This window comes from Pseudomonas sp. NFACC42-2 (genome assembly GCF_900116055.1).
Classification (GTDB): Bacteria; Pseudomonadota; Gammaproteobacteria; order Pseudomonadales; family Pseudomonadaceae; genus Aquipseudomonas; species Aquipseudomonas marginalis.
Genome location: NZ_FOZO01000004.1, coordinates 120,262 through 141,188, shown reverse-complemented (window position 1 = coordinate 141,188; position 20,927 = coordinate 120,262). Strand labels below are relative to the sequence as shown.

19 protein-coding genes are annotated in these 20,927 nt (G+C 57.5%); 3 read left to right on the top strand and 16 right to left on the bottom strand.

Features of this window, described 5'->3' with window-relative positions:
• Positions 1–195: 195 nt before the first annotated feature.
• From glmU to mnmG, 14 genes are all read right to left on the bottom strand, one after another.
• A complete protein-coding gene (gene glmU, locus BM416_RS11480; RefSeq protein ID WP_092488139.1) occupies positions 196–1,563 on the bottom strand; it encodes a bifunctional UDP-N-acetylglucosamine diphosphorylase/glucosamine-1-phosphate N-acetyltransferase GlmU in 1,368 nt (455 codons plus the stop codon).
• 122 nt (positions 1,564–1,685) lie between these two features.
• On the bottom strand, positions 1,686–2,102 hold the full coding sequence (locus BM416_RS11475) for a F0F1 ATP synthase subunit epsilon (RefSeq protein WP_003177061.1): 417 nt from the start codon (positions 2,100–2,102) through the stop codon (positions 1,686–1,688).
• A 44-nt stretch (positions 2,103–2,146) separates the two neighbouring features.
• Complete coding sequence (gene atpD, locus BM416_RS11470) at positions 2,147–3,523, bottom strand: F0F1 ATP synthase subunit beta (RefSeq protein ID WP_003177062.1); 1,377 nt, start codon at positions 3,521–3,523, stop codon at positions 2,147–2,149.
• 27 nt (positions 3,524–3,550) lie between these two features.
• Positions 3,551–4,411, bottom strand: coding sequence for a F0F1 ATP synthase subunit gamma (gene atpG / locus BM416_RS11465; protein WP_003195829.1), 861 nt, complete (start codon positions 4,409–4,411; stop codon positions 3,551–3,553).
• Between the two features lie 50 nt (positions 4,412–4,461).
• Complete coding sequence (atpA, locus tag BM416_RS11460) at positions 4,462–6,006, bottom strand: F0F1 ATP synthase subunit alpha (RefSeq protein ID WP_003177064.1); 1,545 nt, start codon at positions 6,004–6,006, stop codon at positions 4,462–4,464.
• Between the two features lie 21 nt (positions 6,007–6,027).
• Entirely contained in the window at positions 6,028–6,564 is a 537-nt protein-coding gene (locus tag BM416_RS11455) for a F0F1 ATP synthase subunit delta (RefSeq protein ID WP_027608176.1), read from the bottom strand.
• A gap of 12 nt (positions 6,565–6,576) precedes the next feature.
• Positions 6,577–7,047 (bottom strand): F0F1 ATP synthase subunit B, encoded by a 471-nt coding sequence (locus BM416_RS11450; protein ID WP_008439543.1) that lies wholly within the window; start codon positions 7,045–7,047, stop codon positions 6,577–6,579.
• 55 nt (positions 7,048–7,102) lie between these two features.
• Complete coding sequence (atpE, locus tag BM416_RS11445) at positions 7,103–7,360, bottom strand: F0F1 ATP synthase subunit C (protein WP_002555987.1); 258 nt, start codon at positions 7,358–7,360, stop codon at positions 7,103–7,105.
• Positions 7,361–7,493: 133 nt separating this feature from the next.
• Positions 7,494–8,363 carry a F0F1 ATP synthase subunit A gene (gene atpB, locus BM416_RS11440; RefSeq protein ID WP_017736231.1) on the bottom strand — a complete coding sequence of 290 codons (870 nt, stop codon included), beginning with the start codon at positions 8,361–8,363 and terminating at the stop codon, positions 7,494–7,496.
• Positions 8,364–8,379: 16 nt separating this feature from the next.
• A complete protein-coding gene (locus BM416_RS11435; protein ID WP_010565865.1) occupies positions 8,380–8,787 on the bottom strand; it encodes a F0F1 ATP synthase subunit I in 408 nt (135 codons plus the stop codon).
• Positions 8,788–8,935: 148 nt separating this feature from the next.
• On the bottom strand, positions 8,936–9,808 hold the full coding sequence (locus BM416_RS11430; RefSeq protein ID WP_015886650.1) for a ParB/RepB/Spo0J family partition protein: 873 nt from the start codon (positions 9,806–9,808) through the stop codon (positions 8,936–8,938).
• A gap of 9 nt (positions 9,809–9,817) precedes the next feature.
• Complete coding sequence (locus tag BM416_RS11425) at positions 9,818–10,615, bottom strand: ParA family protein (protein WP_092488138.1); 798 nt, start codon at positions 10,613–10,615, stop codon at positions 9,818–9,820.
• Positions 10,616–10,633: 18 nt separating this feature from the next.
• On the bottom strand, positions 10,634–11,278 hold the full coding sequence (gene rsmG, locus BM416_RS11420; protein WP_092488137.1) for a 16S rRNA (guanine(527)-N(7))-methyltransferase RsmG: 645 nt from the start codon (positions 11,276–11,278) through the stop codon (positions 10,634–10,636).
• Positions 11,275–13,167 (bottom strand): tRNA uridine-5-carboxymethylaminomethyl(34) synthesis enzyme MnmG, encoded by a 1,893-nt coding sequence (gene mnmG / locus BM416_RS11415; protein WP_092488136.1) that lies wholly within the window; start codon positions 13,165–13,167, stop codon positions 11,275–11,277. Before mnmG ends, rsmG begins: the two co-directional genes overlap by 4 nt.
• 564 nt (positions 13,168–13,731) lie before the next feature.
• On the opposite strand from mnmG, the gene BM416_RS11410 reads away from it, so the two are divergent.
• The 3 genes from BM416_RS11410 to BM416_RS11400 all read left to right on the top strand — a co-directional run bounded on the left by BM416_RS11410 (position 13,732) and on the right by BM416_RS11400 (position 17,713).
• The gene (locus BM416_RS11410; RefSeq protein ID WP_092488135.1) at positions 13,732–14,238 is read left to right on the top strand and encodes a sigma-70 family RNA polymerase sigma factor; all 507 of its coding nucleotides are present in this window, start codon (positions 13,732–13,734) and stop codon (positions 14,236–14,238) included.
• Positions 14,238–15,182 (top strand): FecR domain-containing protein, encoded by a 945-nt coding sequence (locus tag BM416_RS11405; protein ID WP_092488134.1) that lies wholly within the window; start codon positions 14,238–14,240, stop codon positions 15,180–15,182. Before BM416_RS11410 ends, BM416_RS11405 begins: the two co-directional genes overlap by 1 nt.
• A 92-nt stretch (positions 15,183–15,274) precedes the next feature.
• On the top strand, positions 15,275–17,713 hold the full coding sequence (locus BM416_RS11400; protein WP_092488133.1) for a TonB-dependent siderophore receptor: 2,439 nt from the start codon (positions 15,275–15,277) through the stop codon (positions 17,711–17,713).
• A 60-nt stretch (positions 17,714–17,773) separates the two neighbouring features.
• On the opposite strand, the gene mnmE is transcribed toward BM416_RS11400, so the two are convergent.
• Together mnmE and yidC are read right to left on the bottom strand one after the other, a co-directional pair.
• Complete coding sequence (gene mnmE / locus BM416_RS11395) at positions 17,774–19,144, bottom strand: tRNA uridine-5-carboxymethylaminomethyl(34) synthesis GTPase MnmE (protein WP_092488132.1); 1,371 nt, start codon at positions 19,142–19,144, stop codon at positions 17,774–17,776.
• A gap of 79 nt (positions 19,145–19,223) precedes the next feature.
• Positions 19,224–20,927, bottom strand: coding sequence for a membrane protein insertase YidC (gene yidC, locus BM416_RS11390; RefSeq protein WP_065937909.1), 1,704 nt, complete (start codon positions 20,925–20,927; stop codon positions 19,224–19,226).

Genomic DNA, 20,927 nt, shown 5'->3' with positions numbered 1-20,927 from the left:
AAGGCAATCAAAACCTATTGGGAAGATATCGTCAAGCGTCGGAAACAGATTTTTCAAGCAACACACACAAATGTGGGAGGGGGCTTGCCCCCGATTGCAGTAGATCAGTCGACTGAAACATTGACTGAAAATCCGCCATCGGGGGCAAGCCCCCTCCCACCTCTGGATAACGCTGCTGATGAGGCTGTGGATAACTCAGGTCTTTTTGATTTTGACCGGGCGTTTCCAGCCGTCGATATTGCGTTGGCGTGCACGGGCCACGGCAAGTTGGGACTTATCCACATCCTGGTTGATGGTTGAGCCCGCGGCAGTGTTCGAACCATCGCCGATCGTCACAGGTGCAATCAGCGAATTATTCGAGCCGATGAATACGTCCTCGCCAATGGTGGTCTGGTACTTGTTGGCACCGTCGTAGTTGCAGGTGATTGCGCCAGCGCCGATGTTGCTGCGCGCACCGATAACCGCATCCCCCAGGTAAGCCAGGTGGCCGGCCTTTGCATCGTCGCCCATGCGTGCGTTTTTCAGTTCGACGAAATTGCCGACGTGCGCCCTGGCGCCCATCACAGTGCCCGGACGCAACCGCGCAAACGGACCGGCATCGCTGCCCTCGCCCATTACGGCGCCGTCGATATGGCTGTTGGCCTTGATCACCACGCCCTTGCGCAGGGTGCTGTCCTTGATCACGCAGTTCGGGCCGATGACCACGTCGTCTTCGATGATCACGCGGCCTTCGAGGATCACGTTGATGTCGATCAGCACATCCCGGCCCACGGTGACCTCACCGCGTACGTCAAAACGTGCAGGGTCGCGCAGGGTCACGCCCTGGGCCATCAGCCGGCGGCCTTCACGCAGTTGGTAGTGACGCTCGAGTTCTGCAAGCTGCTTGCGATCATTGGCGCCCTGCACTTCCATCGGGTCGTGGGGCTGTTCGGTGGCGACCAGCAGGCCATCACTCACGGCCATCTCGATCACGTCGGTGAGGTAGTACTCGCCCTGGGCGTTGTTGTTGGACAGGCGGCTCATCCAGTCGGCGAGCTTATTGGCAGGCACCGCAAGGATGCCGGTGTTGCCTTCGGTGATAGCCCGCTGGGCTTCACTGGCGTCCTTGTGCTCGACGATCGCTGCGACCTTGCCGTCGGCACCGCGCACGATGCGCCCGTAGCCGGTGGGGTCATCCAGCTCAACGGTGAGCAGGCCCATCTGGCCTGGCACCACATGCTTGAGCAGACGCTGCAGGGTTTCCACTTCGATCAGCGGCACGTCGCCGTAGAGGATCAGCACGGTGTCGGCGGTAATGAACGGCACAGCTTGCGCGGTGGCGTGGCCGGTGCCCAGTTGTTTGTCCTGCAATACGAAATTCAGGTCATCCGCCGCCAGGCGCTCGCGCACCACATCAGCACCGTGGCCGATCACCACGTGGATACGTTGCGGGTCCAATTGACGAGCGCTGTGGATAACATGCCCAAGCATGGAATTGCCCGCGACCGGGTGCAGCACCTTGGGCAGGGCCGAACGCATGCGGGTGCCCTGGCCTGCGGCGAGAATGACGATTTCAAGAGACATGAATGGCTACCAATCCTGGGCGGTCCGGCTTCAGACCAAAGATGTGTTTTGCTAAAAAAGAAAAAGGGTAGCCGAGGCTACCCTTTTTAATCAATCGCGCATAAGCATCACGGTTTCGCCGCTTACTTCTTGCGGATTTGCTGGAGCGTGCGCAGCTGAGCTGCAGCCTCGGCCAGACGTACAGCAGCAGCGCTGTAGTCGAAGTCCGCACCCTTTTCGTTCAGGGCCTTCTCGGCAGCCTTGACGGCTTCCTGAGCGGAGGCTTCATCCAGGTCGCCAGCACGTTGCACGGTGTCGGCAAGTACCTTGACCATGTTCGGCTGAACCTCAAGGAAACCACCGGAGATGTAGAACACCTCCTTTTCCCCGCCTTGCTTGGTCAGAGTGATCGGACCTGGCTTCAAGCTGGTGATCAATGGCGCGTGGCCCATGGCAATACCCAGGTCACCGAGTTCGCCGTGTGCAATCACCATTTCTACCAGACCGGAGAAGATTTCCCCTTCCGCGCTGACGATATCGCAATGGACTGTCATAGCCATCTGATTGCCTCAACCTGATGAGCGCCCGTTTCCGGGCGCCTGGATTACAGTTTCTTGGCTTTCTCGATCGCTTCTTCGATGCCGCCGACCATGTAGAACGCTTGTTCTGGCAGGTGGTCGTAGTCACCGTTGAGGATGCCTTTGAAGCCAGCAATGGTGTCTTTCAGGGAAACGTATTTACCCGAAGCACCGGTGAAGACTTCAGCCACGAAGAACGGCTGCGACAAGAAGCGCTGGATCTTACGAGCACGGTTTACCAACTGCTTGTCGGCTTCCGACAGCTCGTCCATACCCAGGATCGCAATGATGTCCTTCAGTTCTTTGTAACGCTGCAGCACGTACTGAACGCCGCGAGCGGTGTCGTAGTGCTCCTGGCCGATCACGTTCGGGTCCAGCTGGCGCGAAGTCGAGTCGAGTGGATCGACCGCTGGGTAGATACCCAGGGAGGCGATGTCACGGGACAGAACGACGGTGGCGTCCAAGTGGGCGAAGGTGGTCGCAGGCGATGGGTCGGTCAAGTCATCCGCAGGTACGTATACCGCTTGGATCGAAGTGATCGAACCTTCCTTGGTCGAAGTGATACGTTCCTGCAGAACGCCCATCTCTTCAGCCAGGGTCGGCTGGTAACCTACTGCGGAAGGCATACGGCCCAGCAGTGCGGATACTTCAGTACCGGCCAGGGTGTAACGGTAGATGTTGTCGACGAACAGCAGAACGTCGTTACCTTCGTCACGGAACTTCTCGGCCATGGTCAGGCCAGTCAGTGCTACGCGCAGACGGTTTCCCGGCGGCTCGTTCATCTGACCGTAGACCAGTGCCACTTTGTCCAGAACGTTGGAGTCCTTCATCTCGTGGTAGAAGTCGTTACCCTCACGAGTACGCTCACCCACACCGGCGAACACGGAATAACCGCTGTGCTCGATGGCGATGTTACGGATCAGTTCCATCATGTTTACGGTCTTGCCTACACCGGCACCACCGAACAGACCGACTTTACCGCCCTTGGCGAACGGGCAAACCAGGTCGATAACCTTGATGCCGGTTTCCAGCAGGTCGTTGCCGCCAGCTTGTTCCGCGAACGAAGGTGCTGGACGGTGAATGCCCCAGCGCTCTTCGGTGTCGATCGGGCCAGCTTCGTCAATCGGGTTGCCCAGTACGTCCATGATCCGGCCCAGGGTCGCTTTACCGACCGGTACGGAGATGGCAGCGCCGGAGTCGATAACGTCCAGACCGCGCTTCAAGCCTTCGGTGGAACCCATCGCAATGGTACGAACTACGCCGTCGCCCAGCTGCTGCTGAACTTCCAGAGTAGTTTCCGCGCCTTGTACTTTCAGCGCGTTGTAGATGCTCGGTACGCTGTCGCGTGGAAATTCCACGTCGATAACGGCGCCGATGATTTGAACGATACGTCCGCTACTCATAGCTGGATCCTCTGAATATTTGAACCGTTAAACCGCGGCAGCGCCGCCGACGATTTCCGAGATCTCTTGGGTGATCGCAGCCTGACGCGCCTTGTTGTAGATCAGCTGCAAATCGCTGATCAGATCACCGGCGTTATCGGTAGCGTTTTTCATCGCGATCATCCGCGCCGCTTGTTCAGCTGCGTTGTTCTCGACCACCGCCTGGTACACCTGCGACTCCACGTAGCGCACCATCAAGCCGTCAAGCAGCTCTTTGGCATCTGGTTCGTAGAGGTAGTCCCAGTGGTGCTTGAGTTCCTGATCCGGAGTCGCCACCAGTGGAATCAATTGCTCCACGGTTGGCTGCTGGGTCATGGTGTTGATGAACTTGTTGGATACCACGGAGAGGCGGTCGATCCGGCCTTCCAGGTATGCATCCAGCATCACCTTCACACTGCCGATCAAATCATTGATCGACGGCTCTTCACCCAGGTGGCTGATAGCTGCAACGACGTTACCGCCGAAGTTGCGGAAAAAGGCCGCACCCTTGCTACCAACAACACACAGATCGATCTCGACGCCGTTTTCGCGGTTTACCGCCATGTCCTTGACCAGGGCCTTGAACAGGTTGGTATTCAAACCACCGCACAAACCACGGTCACTGCTCACTACCACATAACCCACACGCTTGACGGCGCGCTCGATCATGAAGGGGTGGCGGTATTCCGGGTTGGCGTTGGCCAGATGCCCAATTACCTGGCGGATACGCTCCGCATAAGGACGGCTAGCAGCCATGCGCATTTGTGCCTTGCGCATTTTGCTGACCGCCACTTTTTCCATGGCGCTGGTAATTTTTTGCGTGCTTTTGATGCTCGCAATCTTACTGCGAATCTCTTTTGCGCCTGCCATGTAACACCTATCAGGTTAGCAAGCGGGAGCCTTGCGGCTCCCGCTGCGGCTTACCAGGTTTGGGTGGCCTTGAACTTCTCGATACCGGCTTTCATGCCAGCGTCGATATCGTCATTGAAGTCACCCTTCACGTTGATCTTCGCCATCAATTCGGCGTGATCGCGGTTGAAGTAAGCAATCAGCGCTTGTTCAAAGCTGCCGACCTTGGCGATTTCAACGTCGGTCAGGAACCCACGCTCAGCGGCATACAGCGACAACGCCATGTCAGCGATCGACATTGGGGCGTATTGCTTCTGCTTCATCAGCTCGGTAACGCGCTGACCATGCTCAAGTTGCTTACGGGTCGCTTCGTCCAGGTCAGAAGCGAACTGGGCGAATGCCGCCAGTTCACGGTACTGAGCCAGAGCGGTACGGATACCACCGGAGAGCTTCTTGATGATCTTGGTCTGAGCGGCACCACCCACACGGGATACCGAAACACCGGCGTTCACTGCAGGGCGGATGCCCGAGTTGAACATGGCCGATTCCAGGAAGATCTGACCGTCGGTGATGGAAATCACGTTGGTCGGAACGAACGCGGAAACGTCGCCAGCCTGGGTTTCGATGATCGGCAGTGCGGTCAGGGAACCGGTTTTGCCGGTCACTGCGCCGTTGGTGAACTTCTCTACGTACTCTTCCGAAACGCGGGATGCACGCTCCAGCAGACGGGAGTGGAGATAGAACACGTCGCCTGGGTAGGCTTCACGGCCTGGTGGACGGCGCAGCAGCAGGGAAATCTGGCGGTAAGCCACTGCTTGCTTGGACAGATCGTCATAAACGATCAGCGCGTCTTCACCGCGGTCGCGGAAGAATTCACCCATGGTGCAACCGGAGTACGGTGCCAGGAATTGCAGCGCAGGAGATTCCGAAGCACTGGCAGCCACGATGATCGTGTTGGCCAGGGCGCCGTTTTCTTCCAGCTTGCGAACCACGTTGGCGATGGTCGATTGCTTCTGACCGATTGCTACGTAGACGCAGAAAATGCCGCTGTTCTTCTGGTTGATGATCGCGTCGATCGCCAGAGCGGTTTTACCGATCTGACGGTCACCGATGATCAGCTCACGCTGGCCACGGCCGACTGGGATCATGGCATCGACAGCCTTGTAGCCAGTCTGTACAGGCTGGTCTACCGACTTACGCCAGATCACGCCTGGAGCAACTTTCTCGACCGCGTCGGTCTCGGTGTTGCCCAGTGGACCTTTACCGTCAACAGGGTTACCCAGTGCGTCGACAACGCGACCCAGCAATTCCTTACCAACCGGAACCTCCAGGATGCGGCCAGTGCACTTGGCGCTCATGCCTTCAGCCAGACTGGTGTACGCGCCCAATACAACGGCACCTACGGAGTCTTGCTCCAGGTTGAGGGCCATACCGTAGACGCCGCCCGGAAACTCGATCATCTCGCCGTACATAACGTCGGCCAGACCGTGAATCCGCACGATGCCGTCAGATACGCTGACGACAGTGCCTTCGTTACGGGCTTGGGAGGTCACATCGAGCTTGTCGATGCGGCCCTTGATAATTTCACTTATTTCGGAAGGATTGAGTTGCTGCATTGCTCTGCTGCCCCTTCAAACTCAAGATTTCAATGCTTCGGCAAGATTCGCGAGTTTGCCGCGAATCGAGCCATCGATAACCAGGTCGCCGGCGCGAATGACAACACCCCCAATAAGGGATGGGTCTTCCGCAACTTGCAGGCGCACTTCCCGGTCGAGTCGTGCACTGAGAACCTTGGCGAGTTTGTCTTGCTGTTCTTGGTTCAATGCAAAAGCACTGGTCACTTCAACGTCTACCGATTTCTCTTGCTCGGCCTTGTACAGGTCGAACAGAGCGGCAATCTCCGGCAAAAGCAGGAGACGGTCGTTTTCGGCGATGACATTGATGAAGTTCTGCACTTTCACATCAAACTTGTCGCCGCACACTTCAATAAAAGTGGCGGCCTTGTCTGCGCTCGTCAGTCGCGGGGCCTTGAGCACGCGCTGCATGGTGCCGTCTTGCGACACTGCTGCAGCCAGGCCGAGCATGGCTGACCAAGAGGCCAGCTGCTGGTGGGCCTGGGCGTGCTCGAAGGCTGCCTTAGCGTAAGGTCGGGCCAACGTGGTCAATTCTGCCATGATCGCCCTCGCTTAAATTTCAGCAGCCAGTTTGTTAACCAGCTCCGCGTGCGCGTTTTGATCAATTGTGGCACCCAGGATCTTCTCAGCACCGCCGACGGCCAGAGCACCCAGTTGGGCACGCAGCGCATCTTTGACACCGTTCAGTTCCTGCTCGATCTCGGCTTGAGCCTGAACCTTCACACGGTCAGCGTCGATACGGGCTTTTTCAACAGCCTCTTCAACAATCTGGTTACCGCGTTTCTTGGCTTGCTCAATGATTTCGGCTGCTTGAGCTTTCGCTTCGCGCAGTTGCTGACCCGCTTTATCTTGGGCCAACTCCAGGTCGCGAGCTGCTCGTGCGGCAGCGTCCAGTCCATCCGCGATCTTCTTTTGACGTTCGTGCAAAGCCGCGATGACCGGAGGCCATACGAACTTCATGCAGAAAACGACAAAAATCAAGAACGCTAAGGACTGACCAATAATGGTTGCATTAATGTTCACGCCAATACCTCGCTCATTCGTTGCACAACACACCAATCACTCGAAAAACGAGTGATTAACCGGCGAGTTGACCAACGAAGGGGTTCGCGAAGGTGAAGAACAGAGCGATACCAACGCCGATCATGGTCACGGCGTCGAGCAGGCCGGCAACGATGAACATTTTAACTTGCAGCATTGGAACCATTTCTGGCTGACGCGCTGCGCCTTCCAGGAACTTGCCGCCCAGCAGGCCGAAACCAATGGCAGTACCCAGGGCGCCCAGGCCGATCAACAGTGCAACAGCGATAGCGGTTAGACCAACTACAGTTTCCATCTTTCCTCCCGACTTTTACGTCGTATGGTTTAGGTTTTTTAGATTTTAAAGCGGTAAAACAAATCGTTTCATAGCCCTGGTGGGCCACCTTCCCGTTTCACCGGGAAGGACATCAGACTAGTCGAGACTGGCCTTAATGGTTCTCTTCGTGCGCCATCGACAGGTAGACGATGGTCAGCATCATGAAGATGAAGGCCTGCAGGGTGATGATCAGGATGTGGAACACAGCCCACGCCCACTGCAGAACAATGCCCAGGCCGCTAAGCCAGAGCAGGCCGCTGCCGAACATCACAGCGATCAGAATGAACACCAGCTCGCCGGCATACATGTTGCCGAACAGTCGCAGGGCCAGGGAGATCGGCTTGGCGATCAGGGTGACGAATTCCAGCAGGAAGTTCACCGGGATCAGCAGGGCTTGAACGAAGATGTTCTTGCTGCCGAACGGGTGCAGGGTCAGTTCGCCGATGAAGCCGCCGATGCCCTTGATCTTGATGCTGTAGAAAATGATCAACGCAAATACCGACAGGGCCATGCCCAGGGTAGCGTTCGGGTCAGTGGTCGATACGGCACGGAATGGAATGTGCGGGTCGCCGGAAATCGCCATGGCCAACTGAGGAATCCAGTCAACCGGGATCAGGTCGACGGCGTTCATCAGGAACACCCAGACGAAGATGGTCAGTGCCAGCGGTGCAATCACCGGGCTACGGCCATGGAAGCTGTCTTTCACGCTGCCATCGACGAATTCGACCAGTACTTCAACGAAGTTCTGCAAAGCACCTGGTTGACCGGAAGTCGCCTTCTTTGCCGCCATGCGGAAAATCAGGACGAAGATCAGACCCAAAGCGACCGACCAGCCCAGAGTATCCAGGTGGAAAGCCCAGAAGCCCATTTCTTTGGCTTCTGCTGCGGAGTGGGCAAAGCCCCAGCCGCCGTTGGGAAGCTGACCGAAGGTCAGGTTCTGCAAGTGGTGCTGGATATAGCCCGAAGCGGTTGTTTCTGCCATGGTTGCCTCAAACGCCCTAAGGTTTCGAAAGTCTTGTTTTCATCAGCAGGGGAGCGAACCAGCTGACCAGTTGGGTCAACACGAAGACGCCGAATACAGCCAGCGGCGCCAATGGCTTCACACCTGCAAAGGTCAGTGCAAACAGCACTGCCGTCAAAATCAGTTTCCCCGCCTCGCCGGCATAAAAAGACCGGACGATAGCCTGGGCTGCTCGGGCGCCGGAAAACCGAAAGGCCCTGTGAGCAAAATACATATTGGGCAGCAAGGCTATCAGGCCTCCGCAAAGTCCTGAATATCCGGCTACGACTCCATGCCAGTACCAAAGCGCCAATGCGGCGATCAGCAAGATGACAAATTGAGCCAATAAAACCGGAAAAACAGCCAAGCGATGGAAGGGCAACGTGTTTGGCGTGCGGGTTTCCATCACTCTTGCTCCTCAATAGTCGGCTGCCGGAAATCAATAACTTGGCATAATTTGTGCCGACAAAATGCGCGCAGAGTATAGGGGCGGTTCTGCCCCTATTCAACTGCCGGGTAGTGATTTCCGATCACGCGCTACATAAGCAAATGTTTCAGCGGATGTGGGCAAGGACGCCCTGAAGCTCATCAAGGGAGTTATATCCGATGACCAATTGCCCTTTGCCTTTCTTGCCGTGGCGAATTTGTACCGCAGAGCCCAGGCGCTCGGCCAGGCGTTGCTCGAGACGCGCGATATCCGGATCAGGTTTGGCCGTTTCGACCGGTGCAGGTTTGCCGCTGAGCCACTGGCGAACCAGGGCCTCGGTCTGACGAACGGTGAGCCCTCGTGCGACAACGTGTCGCGCCCCTTCAACCTGTTGATTTTCCGGCAAACCGAGCAAAGCACGGGCGTGGCCCATCTCGAGGTCGCCATGGGACAACATGGTCTTGATGACTTCCGGCAGCGCGATCAGGCGCAGCAAGTTGGACACGGTGACACGGGATTTACCCACGGCCTCGGCCACTTGTTGCTGGGTCAGCTGGAATTCCTGCTGCAAACGCTGCAAGGCGATCGCTTCCTCGATCGGATTGAGGTCTTCACGCTGGATATTCTCGATCAACGCCATGGCGATGGCGGTTTCATCCGGTACATCGCGCACCATCGCAGGGATGGTGTCCTTGCCCGCCTGCTGGCTGGCGCGCCAGCGGCGTTCACCGGCGATGATTTCAAAGCGGCCGCCGCCGATCGGGCGCACCACAATCGGCTGCATCACGCCCTGGGCCTTGATCGAATTGGCCAGTTCCTCCAGCGCCTGGGGGTCCATGTCCCGGCGTGGCTGGTATTTGCCGCGCTGGATCAGGTCCAGGGGCAGGTGCTGCAGCTCGCGTTCGTCAGCCTGCACCGCTTGTTCTTCAAGCGATGTGACGGTCGGACCACTCAGCAGTGCATCCAGTCCACGTCCGAGACCTCGTTTCTTGACGGCCATGGGGATTCCTTAAGTTGGCTGGGCTGCAGCGGTGCGTGAGTTGCGGCGTTGACGACGAACCATCTCGCCGGCCAATGCCAGGTAGGCAATGGCACCACGGGATGATTTGTCGTACGCCAGCGCGGGCATGCCATAGCTTGGCGCTTCGGCCAGGCGGATGTTGCGTGGAATCACGGTGTCGTACAGCTGGTCGCCAAAGTGTTCCTTGAGCTGCGCCGACACATCATTCATCAGGCTCAGGCGCGGGTCGAACATGGTCCGCAGCAGGCCTTCGATCTGCAGGTTCGGGTTGAGCAGCTCGGCGATACGCTTGATGTTATCCACAAGGTCGCTCAACCCTTCCAGCGCGTAGTACTCGCACTGCATGGGGATAATCACCCCATCGGCAGCCACCAATGCGTTAAGCGTGAGCATCGACAGCGACGGTGGGCAGTCGATCAAAATGTAGTCGTAGTTCTCGCGGATCGGTGCCAACGCGCTGCGCAGACGGCTTTCCTTCATCTGCATTTCCAGCAGCACCACTTCCGCCGCGGTCAAATCGCGGTTGGCCGGCAGCAGTTGATAACCGCCATGCTCGGAGTAGTGCATGGCCTGTCCCAGGTCGCACTCGCCAATCAGCAAGTCGTAGACCGAGTTTTCCAAGCCGTGTTTATCCACACCGCTACCCATGGTGGCATTGCCCTGTGGATCGAGATCGATCAACAGCACCCGACGCTTGGTGGCGACCAGGGATGCTGCGAGGTTGATGCAGGTGGTGGTTTTGCCCACGCCACCTTTCTGGTTCGCTATCGCGAATACCTTAGCCATTCTTGCTTGTGTTCCCAATCATGCCGTGCGGCGCAGTATCAGCAGATGGCGTTGGCCTTGGCAACCGGGTACGGCCAAGGCGTGTTCGCTATCGAGGTGGAAGTCTGCCGGCAATGCTAACAGCTCATCGCTTGGATGGACGCCCTTCATTGCCAGCCAGCGGGTGTCGCGGTCGCCCAGGTGACGGGTCCAGTTGCTGAAGTTCTCCATGCTGCTGAACGCCCGGGAAACAATTCCGTTGAAGGGCAACTCAGGCGTGAAGGCTTCGACGCGACTGTGGATAACGTGCAGGTTATCCAGCTTGAGTTCGAGCTTGACCTGGGTCAGGAAGCGGGTTTTCTTGCCGTTGCTGTCCAGGCAGGTCACTTGCGACGCGGGAAACAGGATAGCCAGTGGGATGCCAGGCATACCGCCACCACTGCCGACATCGAGCCAACGACCGTTTTCGATAAACGGCATCACGCTCAGACTGTCGAGCAAGTGACGGGAAACCATTTCGTCGGGATCACGCACGGCCGTCAGGTTGTAAGCCTTGTTCCATTTGATCAACAGGGCCAGGTAACCCAGCAGCAAATCGTGCTGGGCCTCGGTCAAGTCCACGCCCAATTGGCGCGCACCTGTGGATAACTCTTCGGCGTGTTGCGTGGTGACCAACGAACTCAAGCGCTTTGCTCCAACTGACGGCCCGCGCCGCGTTTTTTCAAATGAATCATCAACAGCGAAATGGCTGCCGGGGTGACGCCGGGGATGCGTGAAGCCTGGCCGAGGGTCTCGGGGCGAGTTATCCCCAGCTTGCTTTGGATTTCTTTCGACAATCCGGAAATACCGGTGTAGTCGATATCCACAGGTAGCCTGGTGTCTTCACTGGCGCGCAGACGAGCGATCTCGTCCTGCTGGCGGTCAATGTAACCGGCGTACTTGGTCTTGATTTCGACCTGCTCGGCGACCTGTGGATCATCGGCGCCGCCGCCGGTCACTTCGACCAGACCGGCGTAGTCGATTTCCGGACGGGACAGCAGGTTCAGCAGGTTGTATTCATGAGTCAGCGGCGTGCCGAATTTTTCCGCAATCGCGTCGCCCTGCTCGGTCCCGGGGCGAACCCAGGTACCTTTCAGGCGCTGCTCTTCAAGCTCGATGCTTTCGCGTTTTTTGCAGAAAGCCGCCCAGCGCGCATCGTCGACCAGCCCCAGTTCACGGCCTTTTTCGGTCAGGCGCAGGTCGGCGTTGTCTTCCCGCAGGATCAGGCGGTATTCCGCTCGGGAAGTGAACATCCGATACGGTTCCTGGGTTCCCAGGGTAATCAGGTCGTCGACCAACACGCCGATATATGCTTCATCGCGACGCGGGCACCAGCTGTCTTTGCCCTGCGCGCGCAACGCGGCGTTGGTCCCGGCCAGCAAACCCTGGGCGCCGGCTTCTTCGTAGCCGGTGGTGCCGTTGATTTGCCCGGCGAAGAACAGACCGCCGATAACCTTGGTTTCCAGGCTGTACTTCAGGTCACGCGGGTCGAAGTAGTCGTATTCGATGGCGTAGCCCGGACGGACGATGTGTGCGTTTTCCATGCCGCGAATCGATTGCACGATCTGGATTTGTACATCGAACGGCAGGGAAGTGGAAATCCCGTTCGGGTACAGCTCGTGGGTGGTCAAGCCTTCGGGCTCGATGAAGACCTGGTGGCTTTCCTTGTCGGCAAAGCGGTGGATCTTGTCTTCGATAGACGGGCAGTAACGCGGGCCAATACCTTCGATCACTCCGGAGTACATCGGCGAACGATCGAGGTTCGCGGCAATGATTTCGTGAGTGCGCGCATTGGTATGGGTAATCCAGCAGCTCACCTGTTTGGGGTGCTGCTCCTTGGAACCCATGAACGACATCACCGGGATCGGAGTATCGCCAGCTTGTTCGGTCATCACCGAGAAATCCACGGAACGCCCGTCGATACGCGGCGGGGTCCCGGTTTTCAGGCGACCGACGCGCAGCGGCAGTTCGCGCAGGCGTTTTGCCAGGGCAATCGACGGCGGATCACCGGCGCGGCCACCCGAGTAGTTCTGCATGCCGATGTGGATAAGTCCGCCGAGGAACGTACCGGTGGTCAACACCACGGATTCTGCGAAGAAACGCAGGCCCATTTGGGTAACTACACCGCGAACCACGTCCTGGTCGACGATCAAGTCATCGGCGGCTTGTTGAAATATCCACAGGTTGGGCTGGTTTTCCAGGGTTTCACGGACCGCGGCTTTGTACAGGATGCGGTCTGCCTGGGCCCGAGTGGCACGCACGGCCGGGCCTTTGCGGCTGTTGAGCACGCGAAATTGAATACCACCCTTGTCGGTAGCCTCGGCCATCACACCACCAAGGGCGTCGATTTCCTTGACCAGATGGCTTTTGCCGATCCCACCAATGGCGGGGTTGCAACTCATGGCCCCGAGGGTTTCCACGTTATGCGTCAGCAACAGGGTTTTTACACCCATGCGTGCTGACGCCAGTGCTGCCTCGGTACCGGCATGACCGCCGCCGATGACGATCACTTCAAAACGGGAAGGGAAATCCACCACGCACCTCGTGCCTGCTTATGTAGGTAATCAGGAATTGTTTGTTGAAAGGGTTTTGGAGCTTTGGCGGCAAGTATAGGGACTTCGCCCTTCCTAAAGAACCCTTTGCACAAAATTTAACCAGCTGTGGATGAATCACAGACAATAGAAATTAAAAGAGAGAAATTTATTAAATCTTTGTTTTTATGTTTATTTCTACTGAGCACCGTTTCTGTGGATAGATCTCTACAGGCCTTTATTTACAATGTGTACAGCGATTCAAAAGTCTGTGGTCATGTGCCAATGAGGCCCTTGGATAAGTGCTTTAAGCCTGTGGATTAAACAGGTGGTTATCCACAGAGGGGTTTTTACTCAGGTTTCGAGCCCTGTTATCAACTGGGCACAGGGGCGGTTATTCACAGGGCTTAATCCAAAGAAATCCGTGCAATGGTGTGAATTTCGCCCACGACGAAGCCAACCGAATCTTTCTATTCGGGGGTGAGCACGTCAAAAAGAGATCTATTGTGAGAAAACAGCCAGGCAGTTAATAATAGCGATTATCATTAACCTAGCTTGTCATGCCCTATGTCCCCTTCTTCACACACGGCTGCGGTTCAGAACATCTACGAGCAGCACCACTCCTGGTTGCACGGGTGGCTCAAAGGTAAGTTGCATAACGCCTGCGATGCAGCGGATGTGGCGCACGATACGTTCGTGCGCATTCTGGGTGGGCGGCATGCGGCGCAGATCGTTGAACCGCGTGACTACCTGGTGACCATCGCCAGGGGCCTGGTGATTGATCGTTATCGCCGGCATGCCATCGAGCAGGCTTACAAGCAGACCTTGGCCGAACGGCCTGAAGCCATGGCCATCAGTGAAGAAGATAAGGCCATCATCATCGAGACGCTGGTGGCTGTGGATAAAGCCCTGTCCGGACTCGGCGAGCGAACGCGACGGATCTTCCTGTTATCGCAGATCGAGGGGCTGACTTATCAACAGATCGCCGATCAACTGCAGGTGTCGCTGACCACGGTGAAGAAGCACATGATCCGTGCATTGACTGAATGCTCGCTGATCATGGCCAGCCTGTAATGGCCGCCCCCGATCGCAAGACCTTCGAGGCCGCTGCTCACTGGTATGTACAGTTTCAATCCCAAACGCCTACGGCCGCTGAACGCCTTGCCTGGCAACAATGGCTCAACGGCGATCCGTCCCATCAGGCGGCGTGGAACCAGATGGAGCAATTGCAGCGCAGTCTCGGCGCCCTGCCCCAGGATTTCACCCGCCGGGCATTGTCGACCACGCAACAACGTCGTCAGGTATTGAAGTGGATGCTGGTAATGGGCGGTACCGGGTGCCTGGGCTGGCATGTCCAGCAACACACCTCCCTGGGCAATGTATGGGCCGACTACCGGACGTCTGTGGGGGAACGCCAGCGTATCGCATTGGCTGACGGCACACGGATTGATCTGAATACCAGCACGGCGATTGACGTGATCTTCGACGGGCGCCAACGTTTGATCCGGCTGCGTGAAGGTGAAGTACTTATCCACACCGGCAAGTTGGGCGGGCACACGCCCTTTTATGTCGAAACCCGCCAAGGCCGAGTCCAGGCATTGGGTACTCGGTTTACAGTGCGCCAGTTGCCAGATTCCACGCGTGTCGGTGTTCTGGAGGATCGCGTAAGTGTGGCCCCTGGTGACCGGCCCAACCATGCTCGACTGCTCGGTGCCGGTGAAAGCGCTGACTTTGATCGTCAAAACATAGGGCTTGGCCACACGTATAGCGGGTCCCAGGCTGCCTGGGTCGATGGCCAGCTGATCGTATTGGATGCTCGCCTCGGAGATGTGATCGAAGACCTTGCCCGCTACCGTCCCGGCGTCCTGAAATGCGACTTGGCTAGTGCACGCCTACGTGTTTCCGGGACTTTCCGCCTCGACTCCACCGATGCGGTACTGGCGAATCTGCAGGCAACCTTGCCCATTCAGGTGAAATACTTCACGCGCTATTGGGTTTCGGTGAAGCGAATCGCTTGATCGCAAAAAATATCCTCACAAGGGGTTATCTTTTTTTTACCTGGCACGGCCCTAAAGGTAATCACGACGCCACCTTCAGGGCTTACCCACCTATGCGCCTTCGCACCAAGCTCCGCCAGCGACTTTCCTACCACGGTATGACGTGCAGCCTGCTGCTCGGCACGGCAGCCACAGCCGGTGTTTTGCTATCCAGTGACGCCATGGCCGCCAGCGCGGTGCAGCATTACGCCATTGCGGCCGGTCCCCTGGACAATGCCTTGAGCCAATTTGCCGCCAGGGCGAATGTGATTCTGTCTTTCTCGCCCCAGCAAACCGCGCGCTTGAACACCACCGGGCTGGAAGGTGACTATTCGGTTGAGCAAGGCTTTGCGCTGTTGCTGCAGAACTCGGGGTTACAAGCGGTAGTCCAGGCGCCTGGCAGCTATGTCCTGCAGGCCATTCCTACAGGGCAACTCACGCTCGCGCCCACCACGGTCAGCACTTATCAACAGGCTGGGTTCAATCAAGAGATTGCCGGGGATGTGGGCTACAAAGCGCAAAACAGCCGTATCGGCACCAAGACCAGCACACCTCTGTCGGAAACACCGCGTTCGGTGTCGGTCGTCACCGGCCAGCGCATCAAGGACCAGAAGTCGCAGACCCTGACTGAAGTATTGGGCTACGTGCCAGGTATCTTCGCGCCGCCCTTTGCTGCTGGCGACGGTCTCGCGGGTGACTTGTTCTTCATCCGCGGTTTCAATGCCACGGATTACGGCTACGGCCTGCTGCGAGATGGCCTGCGCGTACAAGGCAATCGGTACGACACCACCAGTGAGCCCTATGGCCTGGAGCGGGTCGAAATCTTCCGTGGGCCCTCTTCCCTGCTGTACGGTGAAAACGCGCCTGGCGGTTTAGTGAACCTGGTGAGCAAACATCCGACTGCCACGCCGCAGGGTGAAGTGCAGCTCGGTTATGGCTCGAATAATCGGCGTCAGTTGGGTGTGGATATCTCTGGTCCACTCAACGACAGCGGCAACATCCTTGGCCGGGTGGTGATGCTCGGCCGCAAGTCCGATACGCAGACTGACCATGTTCCTGATGATCGCCTGTACATCGCGCCTTCATTGACCCTGAATTTCGACGACTTCAACACGCTCACTCTGTTGGCCAATTACCAAAAGGACCACACCAATCTCGAACTCGGCCTACCCGCCGCGGGGACCCTGCTTACAAATCCGAACGGAAAGCTGTCCAAGCACACCATGCTTGGCGACCCGGACTGGAATACGTTCGAACGTGAAGCCTGGAGCAGCGGCTACGAATTCAGCCACAACTTCAATGATGAGTGGCAGTTCCGCCAGAACTCGCGGTACATGCAATCGCGCATCAACCGTCACGAAACCTGGCCGGGCACATTGAACAATGGCGGTTTCGGCACCCAACTGAACATGACGGCCTACGACCGCTACAACAAGTCGATGGTCTACTCCCTGGATAACCAGTTGGAAGGCAAATTCCAGGTCGGGGACCTGGAAAATACGGTGCTGTTCGGTGCCAGTTACGACCGCACCTCGTTCAACCAGGATTGGGACGCAGGCTTCGCCGGCAGCATCAATGTGTATAACCCCGTGTACCTGCGTGAGCCGCTTACCCCGGTGGCTGTGCAAAACACCTTGCTCGAGCAGCAGATGAAGGGGGTTTATGCACAAATCCAGAGCAAGTATGACCACTGGTTGTTCCTGCTGGGCGGCCGCCAGGACTGGGTCGACAGTGATTTCCGCGACAAGGTCAACAAGGCCAGCAACACCGGCTCCGAAGACCGCAAGTTTACCTACCAGGGCGGGGTGATGTACCAGTTCGACAACGGCCTGACGCCGTACGTCAGCTACTCCACCGCATTTGTGCCTGTACAGCAGATCTCCAACGCCGGCTCACCGTTGAAGCCGATCACCAGCAGTCAGTACGAAGTAGGTGTGAAGTACGAACCGGTCGGCTGGGATACGGCGATGACCCTCTCGGTGTATGACTTGCGCAAGGAAGACGACACCTACCTCGACGCCACCACCAACAGCTACCGCCAGGTGGGCGAAAGCCGGGCCAAAGGGGCCGAGGTCGAGGTGAACAGCAACATCACGCCCAACCTGAATGTGACCGCAGCCTACACCTACACTGACGCTCGTATTACCAAGGACTCGGCTACCTCGCTGGTCGAGGGGCATCAGATGACGGGGGTTCCGCGCAACCAGGCCTCGGCGTGGGGCAAGTACCGCTTCCTCGATGGCCAACTCAAGGGTTTGTCCCTGGGCGGCGGTGTGCGCTATTTCGACAGTACGTTTTCTTACACCCAGCCAAGCCTGTACGGAAAGCTGGATGCTGGGAGCGTCACTCTGGTGGACGCAGCCGTCGGCTATCAGATCGACAAGCACTGGTCAGTGGACGTGAACGCCAAGAACCTGTTCGACAAGGAGTACGTTTCTGGCTGCAACGACGCGGGCCGCTGCTACTGGGGTGACAGCCGTACACTGCTTGGGACTGTTTCGTACAACTGGTGATGGATGATGGCCTGAAGAATCAAAATGCTCTTCAGGTCGCTATCGCTGGCAAGCCTGCTGCTACTTGCCGATACAGAAGCTGGAGAAGATCCGTCCCAACAAATCATCGGAGCTGAATGCGCCGGTGATTTCTCCCAACAGCTGCTGCGCCTGGCGAAGATCCTCAGCCAGCAGCTCCCCCGCCCCCGCCAAGGTCAACTGCGCCCGGCCATGCTCCAATGCCGCGCTTGCATGGCGCAGCGCCTCCAGGTGCCTGCGGCGCGCACTGAAGCTGCTTTCCGACGTCTGCTCGTAACCCATGCAGGCCTTGAGATGCTCGCGCAGCAATTCCAGGCCCTCACCCGCAGACTTGGCGCTCAGGCTGATAGTGACGTGGCCATCAGCGCTGGTTTCCATCGCAATGGCTTCACCCGTCAGGTCGGCTTTGTTACGAATCAAGGTGACTTTGGCCGGGTCCGGCCGTTGCTCGAGGAATTCCGGCCACAATGCAAAAGGATCCACAGCCTCCGGCGCGGTGGCGTCCACCACCAGCAGTACCCGGTCTGCTTCGCCGATGGCTTTGAGCGCGCGTTCCACGCCGATCTTTTCCACCTGGTCATCGGTATTGCGTAAACCGGCGGTGTCGACGACGTGCAGCGGCATGCCATCGATGTGGATATGTTCGCGCAGGATATCTCGGGTGGTGCCGGCGATCTCGGTGACAATGGCTGCTTCACGCCCCGCCAGCGCATTGAGCAGGCTGGATTTGCCGGCATTGGGACGCCCAGCGATCACGACGGTCATGCCGTCTCGCAGTAACGCGCCTTGCCCGGCTTCCCGCAGGACTGTGGATAATTCATCACGGACCTTATCCAGCATCGCCAATACATGACCATCGGCAAGGAAGTCGATTTCCTCTTCAGGAAAATCAATCGCTGCCTCGACGTAGATGCGCAAGCTGATCAACTGTTCGGTCAAGTTATACACACGCAGGGAAAAAGCACCCTGCAGAGAGCGCAGTGCATTGCGTGCAGCTTGTGCAGAACTGGCCTCGATCAAATCGGCAATCGCCTCGGCCTGTGCCAGGTCGAGCTTGTCGTTGAGGAATGCCCGCTCACTGAACTCACCCGGGCGGGCCAGGCGGCAACCCAACTGCAGGCAGCGTTGCAGCAACATATCCAGAACGATCGGGCCGCCGTGCCCCTGCAATTCCAGCACGTCTTCACCCGTGAAGGAGTTGGGTCCCGGGAAATACAGGGCCAGGCCTTCGTCCAATACTTCCTCATCAGAACCCAGGAACGGGCCGTAATGGGCGTAGCGCGGCTTCAACTCACGCCCGCTAATGGCCTTAGCGGCAATCCCGGCGAGCGGTCCGGAAATACGAACGATACCGACACCGCCGCGACCTTGAGCGGTAGCGACAGCAGCGATGGTTTCACGAGGAGCGCTCATCAGCAGGTTCCAGAATAAAAGTGACGGAAAGCAAAACGCCCCACTAGGGGGCGTCTTGAGTGGTTATCCACAGAGTAAATTACGCCTCGGCTTTTTTGGTAGCCGCTTCGATTTTACGTGTGATGTACCACTGTTGAGAGATCGACAACACGTTGTTGACCACCCAGTACAGAACCAGGCCAGCCGGGAACCACAGGAAGAAGAAGGTGAAGATGATTGGCATCATTTTCATCACCTTGGCCTGCATCGGATCCGGCGGCGTCGGGTTCAGGCGCTGCTGGATAAACATGGTCGCGCCCATGATGATCGGCAGGATAAAGAACGGGTCTTTGATCGACAGGTCAGTTATCCACAGCATGAACGGTGCCTGGCGCATTTCAACGCTTTCCAGGAGTACCCAATACAGCGACAGGAATACCGGCATCTGTACCAGAATCGGCAAGCATCCACCCAGCGGGTTGATCTTCTCTTTCTTGTACAGCTCCATCATGGCCTGCGACATTTTCTGCCGGTCATCGCCATGTTGTTCTTTCAGTGCGGCCAGTTTAGGGGCCACGGCACGCATGCGCGCCATCGACTTGTAGCTGGCGGCCGACAGTGGGAAGAAGATCCCCTTGATCAGCATGGTCAGGAAGATGATCGACCAGCCCCAGTTACCGACGATGCTGTGGATATGTTGCAGCAGCCAGAAGATCGGCTGGGCAATGAACCACAGGATGCCGTAGTCCACAGTCAGTTCCAGACCTGGGGACAACTCTTTCAGCACCGCCTGGCTTTTCGGGCCGGCGTACAGGGTAGCGCTGGTTTCAGCCTTGGCACCTGGAGCCACGGTCATCGCCGGGCCGGTGTAGCCGATGATGTAGTTGCCTTTGCTATCCTTGCGCGCCAGTACGGAATTGTTCTGGCCCGGCTGAGGAATCCACGCGGTCACGAAGTAGTGCTGCAGCCAGGCTACCCAGCCACCGTTCACGTTATAGGTGATCGGCGCCTTGGTTTTGTCTTCGGCCACTTTATCCATGTCTTTCATGGATACTTTTTTGTACGGCTCCGAACTTGTCCACAGGGCAGCGCCCAGGTAAGTCGCGGTACCCGTCGCAGTGCTGGACGATGGATCGGAACTGGCGTCACGCTTGAGCTGCGCAAACATTGCGCCGGTCCAAGGCTGGGCGCTCTGGTTGTCGATCAAATAGGTGACAACGATGTCGTACAGGCCGCGCTTGAGTGTGAAGCGCTTGATGTAGTTGACGCCGTCCTTGCTGAACTTCAAGTCCACGACCAGTTGGTCTTGGCCATCTGCCAGTTGATAGCTCTTCTTCTCCGCAGAGAAAATCGGACGACCGGTTGCACTCGCATCAGGGCCGTTGGTGCCGATCAGGCCACTTTGTGCCTGGTAAACACGTTCGCCACCGTTATCGAACAACTGGAATGGGATTTCCGGGTGATCCTGACGACGCGGATACAGCGGAAGTGTCAGCTTGGCAACATCGCCACCTTGCGGGTCGATAGCCAGGTCCAATACATCCGTCTTGATCTGGATGAGGTCGGTGCTTGTGGCAACTGCAACTTCGGCAGGTGCTTTTGTTTCGCCCGCTGCCCGTGGAATGTCATCACTGGCGGCAGTATTGGTGCCACTTACTGTATCGGGAAGTCCCGCTGGAACAGCATTGGCAGCAACATTCTGAGTCGGCAGGGCAGCCTGGCCATAGTCCTGGTTCCACTTAAGGACCATGACGTAGGACACGATTGCCAGGGCGACGATCAGGATCGTGCGTTTAATATCCAT

Coding starts and splice junctions, on each gene's coding strand:
- BM416_RS11400 (WP_092488133.1), top strand. CDS start 15,275: ATGCGCCTTCGCACCAAGCTCCGCCAGCGACTTTCCTACCACGGTATG.
- BM416_RS11455 (WP_027608176.1), bottom strand. CDS start 6,564: ATGGCAGAATTGACCACGTTGGCCCGACCTTACGCTAAGGCAGCCTTC.
- yidC (WP_065937909.1), bottom strand. CDS start 20,927: ATGGATATTAAACGCACGATCCTGATCGTCGCCCTGGCAATCGTGTCC.
- atpA (WP_003177064.1), bottom strand. CDS start 6,006: ATGCAGCAACTCAATCCTTCCGAAATAAGTGAAATTATCAAGGGCCGC.
- atpE (WP_002555987.1), bottom strand. CDS start 7,360: ATGGAAACTGTAGTTGGTCTAACCGCTATCGCTGTTGCACTGTTGATC.
- atpG (WP_003195829.1), bottom strand. CDS start 4,411: ATGGCAGGCGCAAAAGAGATTCGCAGTAAGATTGCGAGCATCAAAAGC.
- mnmE (WP_092488132.1), bottom strand. CDS start 19,144: ATGAGCGCTCCTCGTGAAACCATCGCTGCTGTCGCTACCGCTCAAGGT.
- BM416_RS11405 (WP_092488134.1), top strand. CDS start 14,238: ATGGCCGCCCCCGATCGCAAGACCTTCGAGGCCGCTGCTCACTGGTAT.
- BM416_RS11435 (WP_010565865.1), bottom strand. CDS start 8,787: ATGGAAACCCGCACGCCAAACACGTTGCCCTTCCATCGCTTGGCTGTT.
- BM416_RS11410 (WP_092488135.1), top strand. CDS start 13,732: ATGTCCCCTTCTTCACACACGGCTGCGGTTCAGAACATCTACGAGCAG.
- atpB (WP_017736231.1), bottom strand. CDS start 8,363: ATGGCAGAAACAACCGCTTCGGGCTATATCCAGCACCACTTGCAGAAC.
- BM416_RS11425 (WP_092488138.1), bottom strand. CDS start 10,615: ATGGCTAAGGTATTCGCGATAGCGAACCAGAAAGGTGGCGTGGGCAAA.
- BM416_RS11475 (WP_003177061.1), bottom strand. CDS start 2,102: ATGGCTATGACAGTCCATTGCGATATCGTCAGCGCGGAAGGGGAAATC.
- glmU (WP_092488139.1), bottom strand. CDS start 1,563: ATGTCTCTTGAAATCGTCATTCTCGCCGCAGGCCAGGGCACCCGCATG.
- BM416_RS11430 (WP_015886650.1), bottom strand. CDS start 9,808: ATGGCCGTCAAGAAACGAGGTCTCGGACGTGGACTGGATGCACTGCTG.
- atpD (WP_003177062.1), bottom strand. CDS start 3,523: ATGAGTAGCGGACGTATCGTTCAAATCATCGGCGCCGTTATCGACGTG.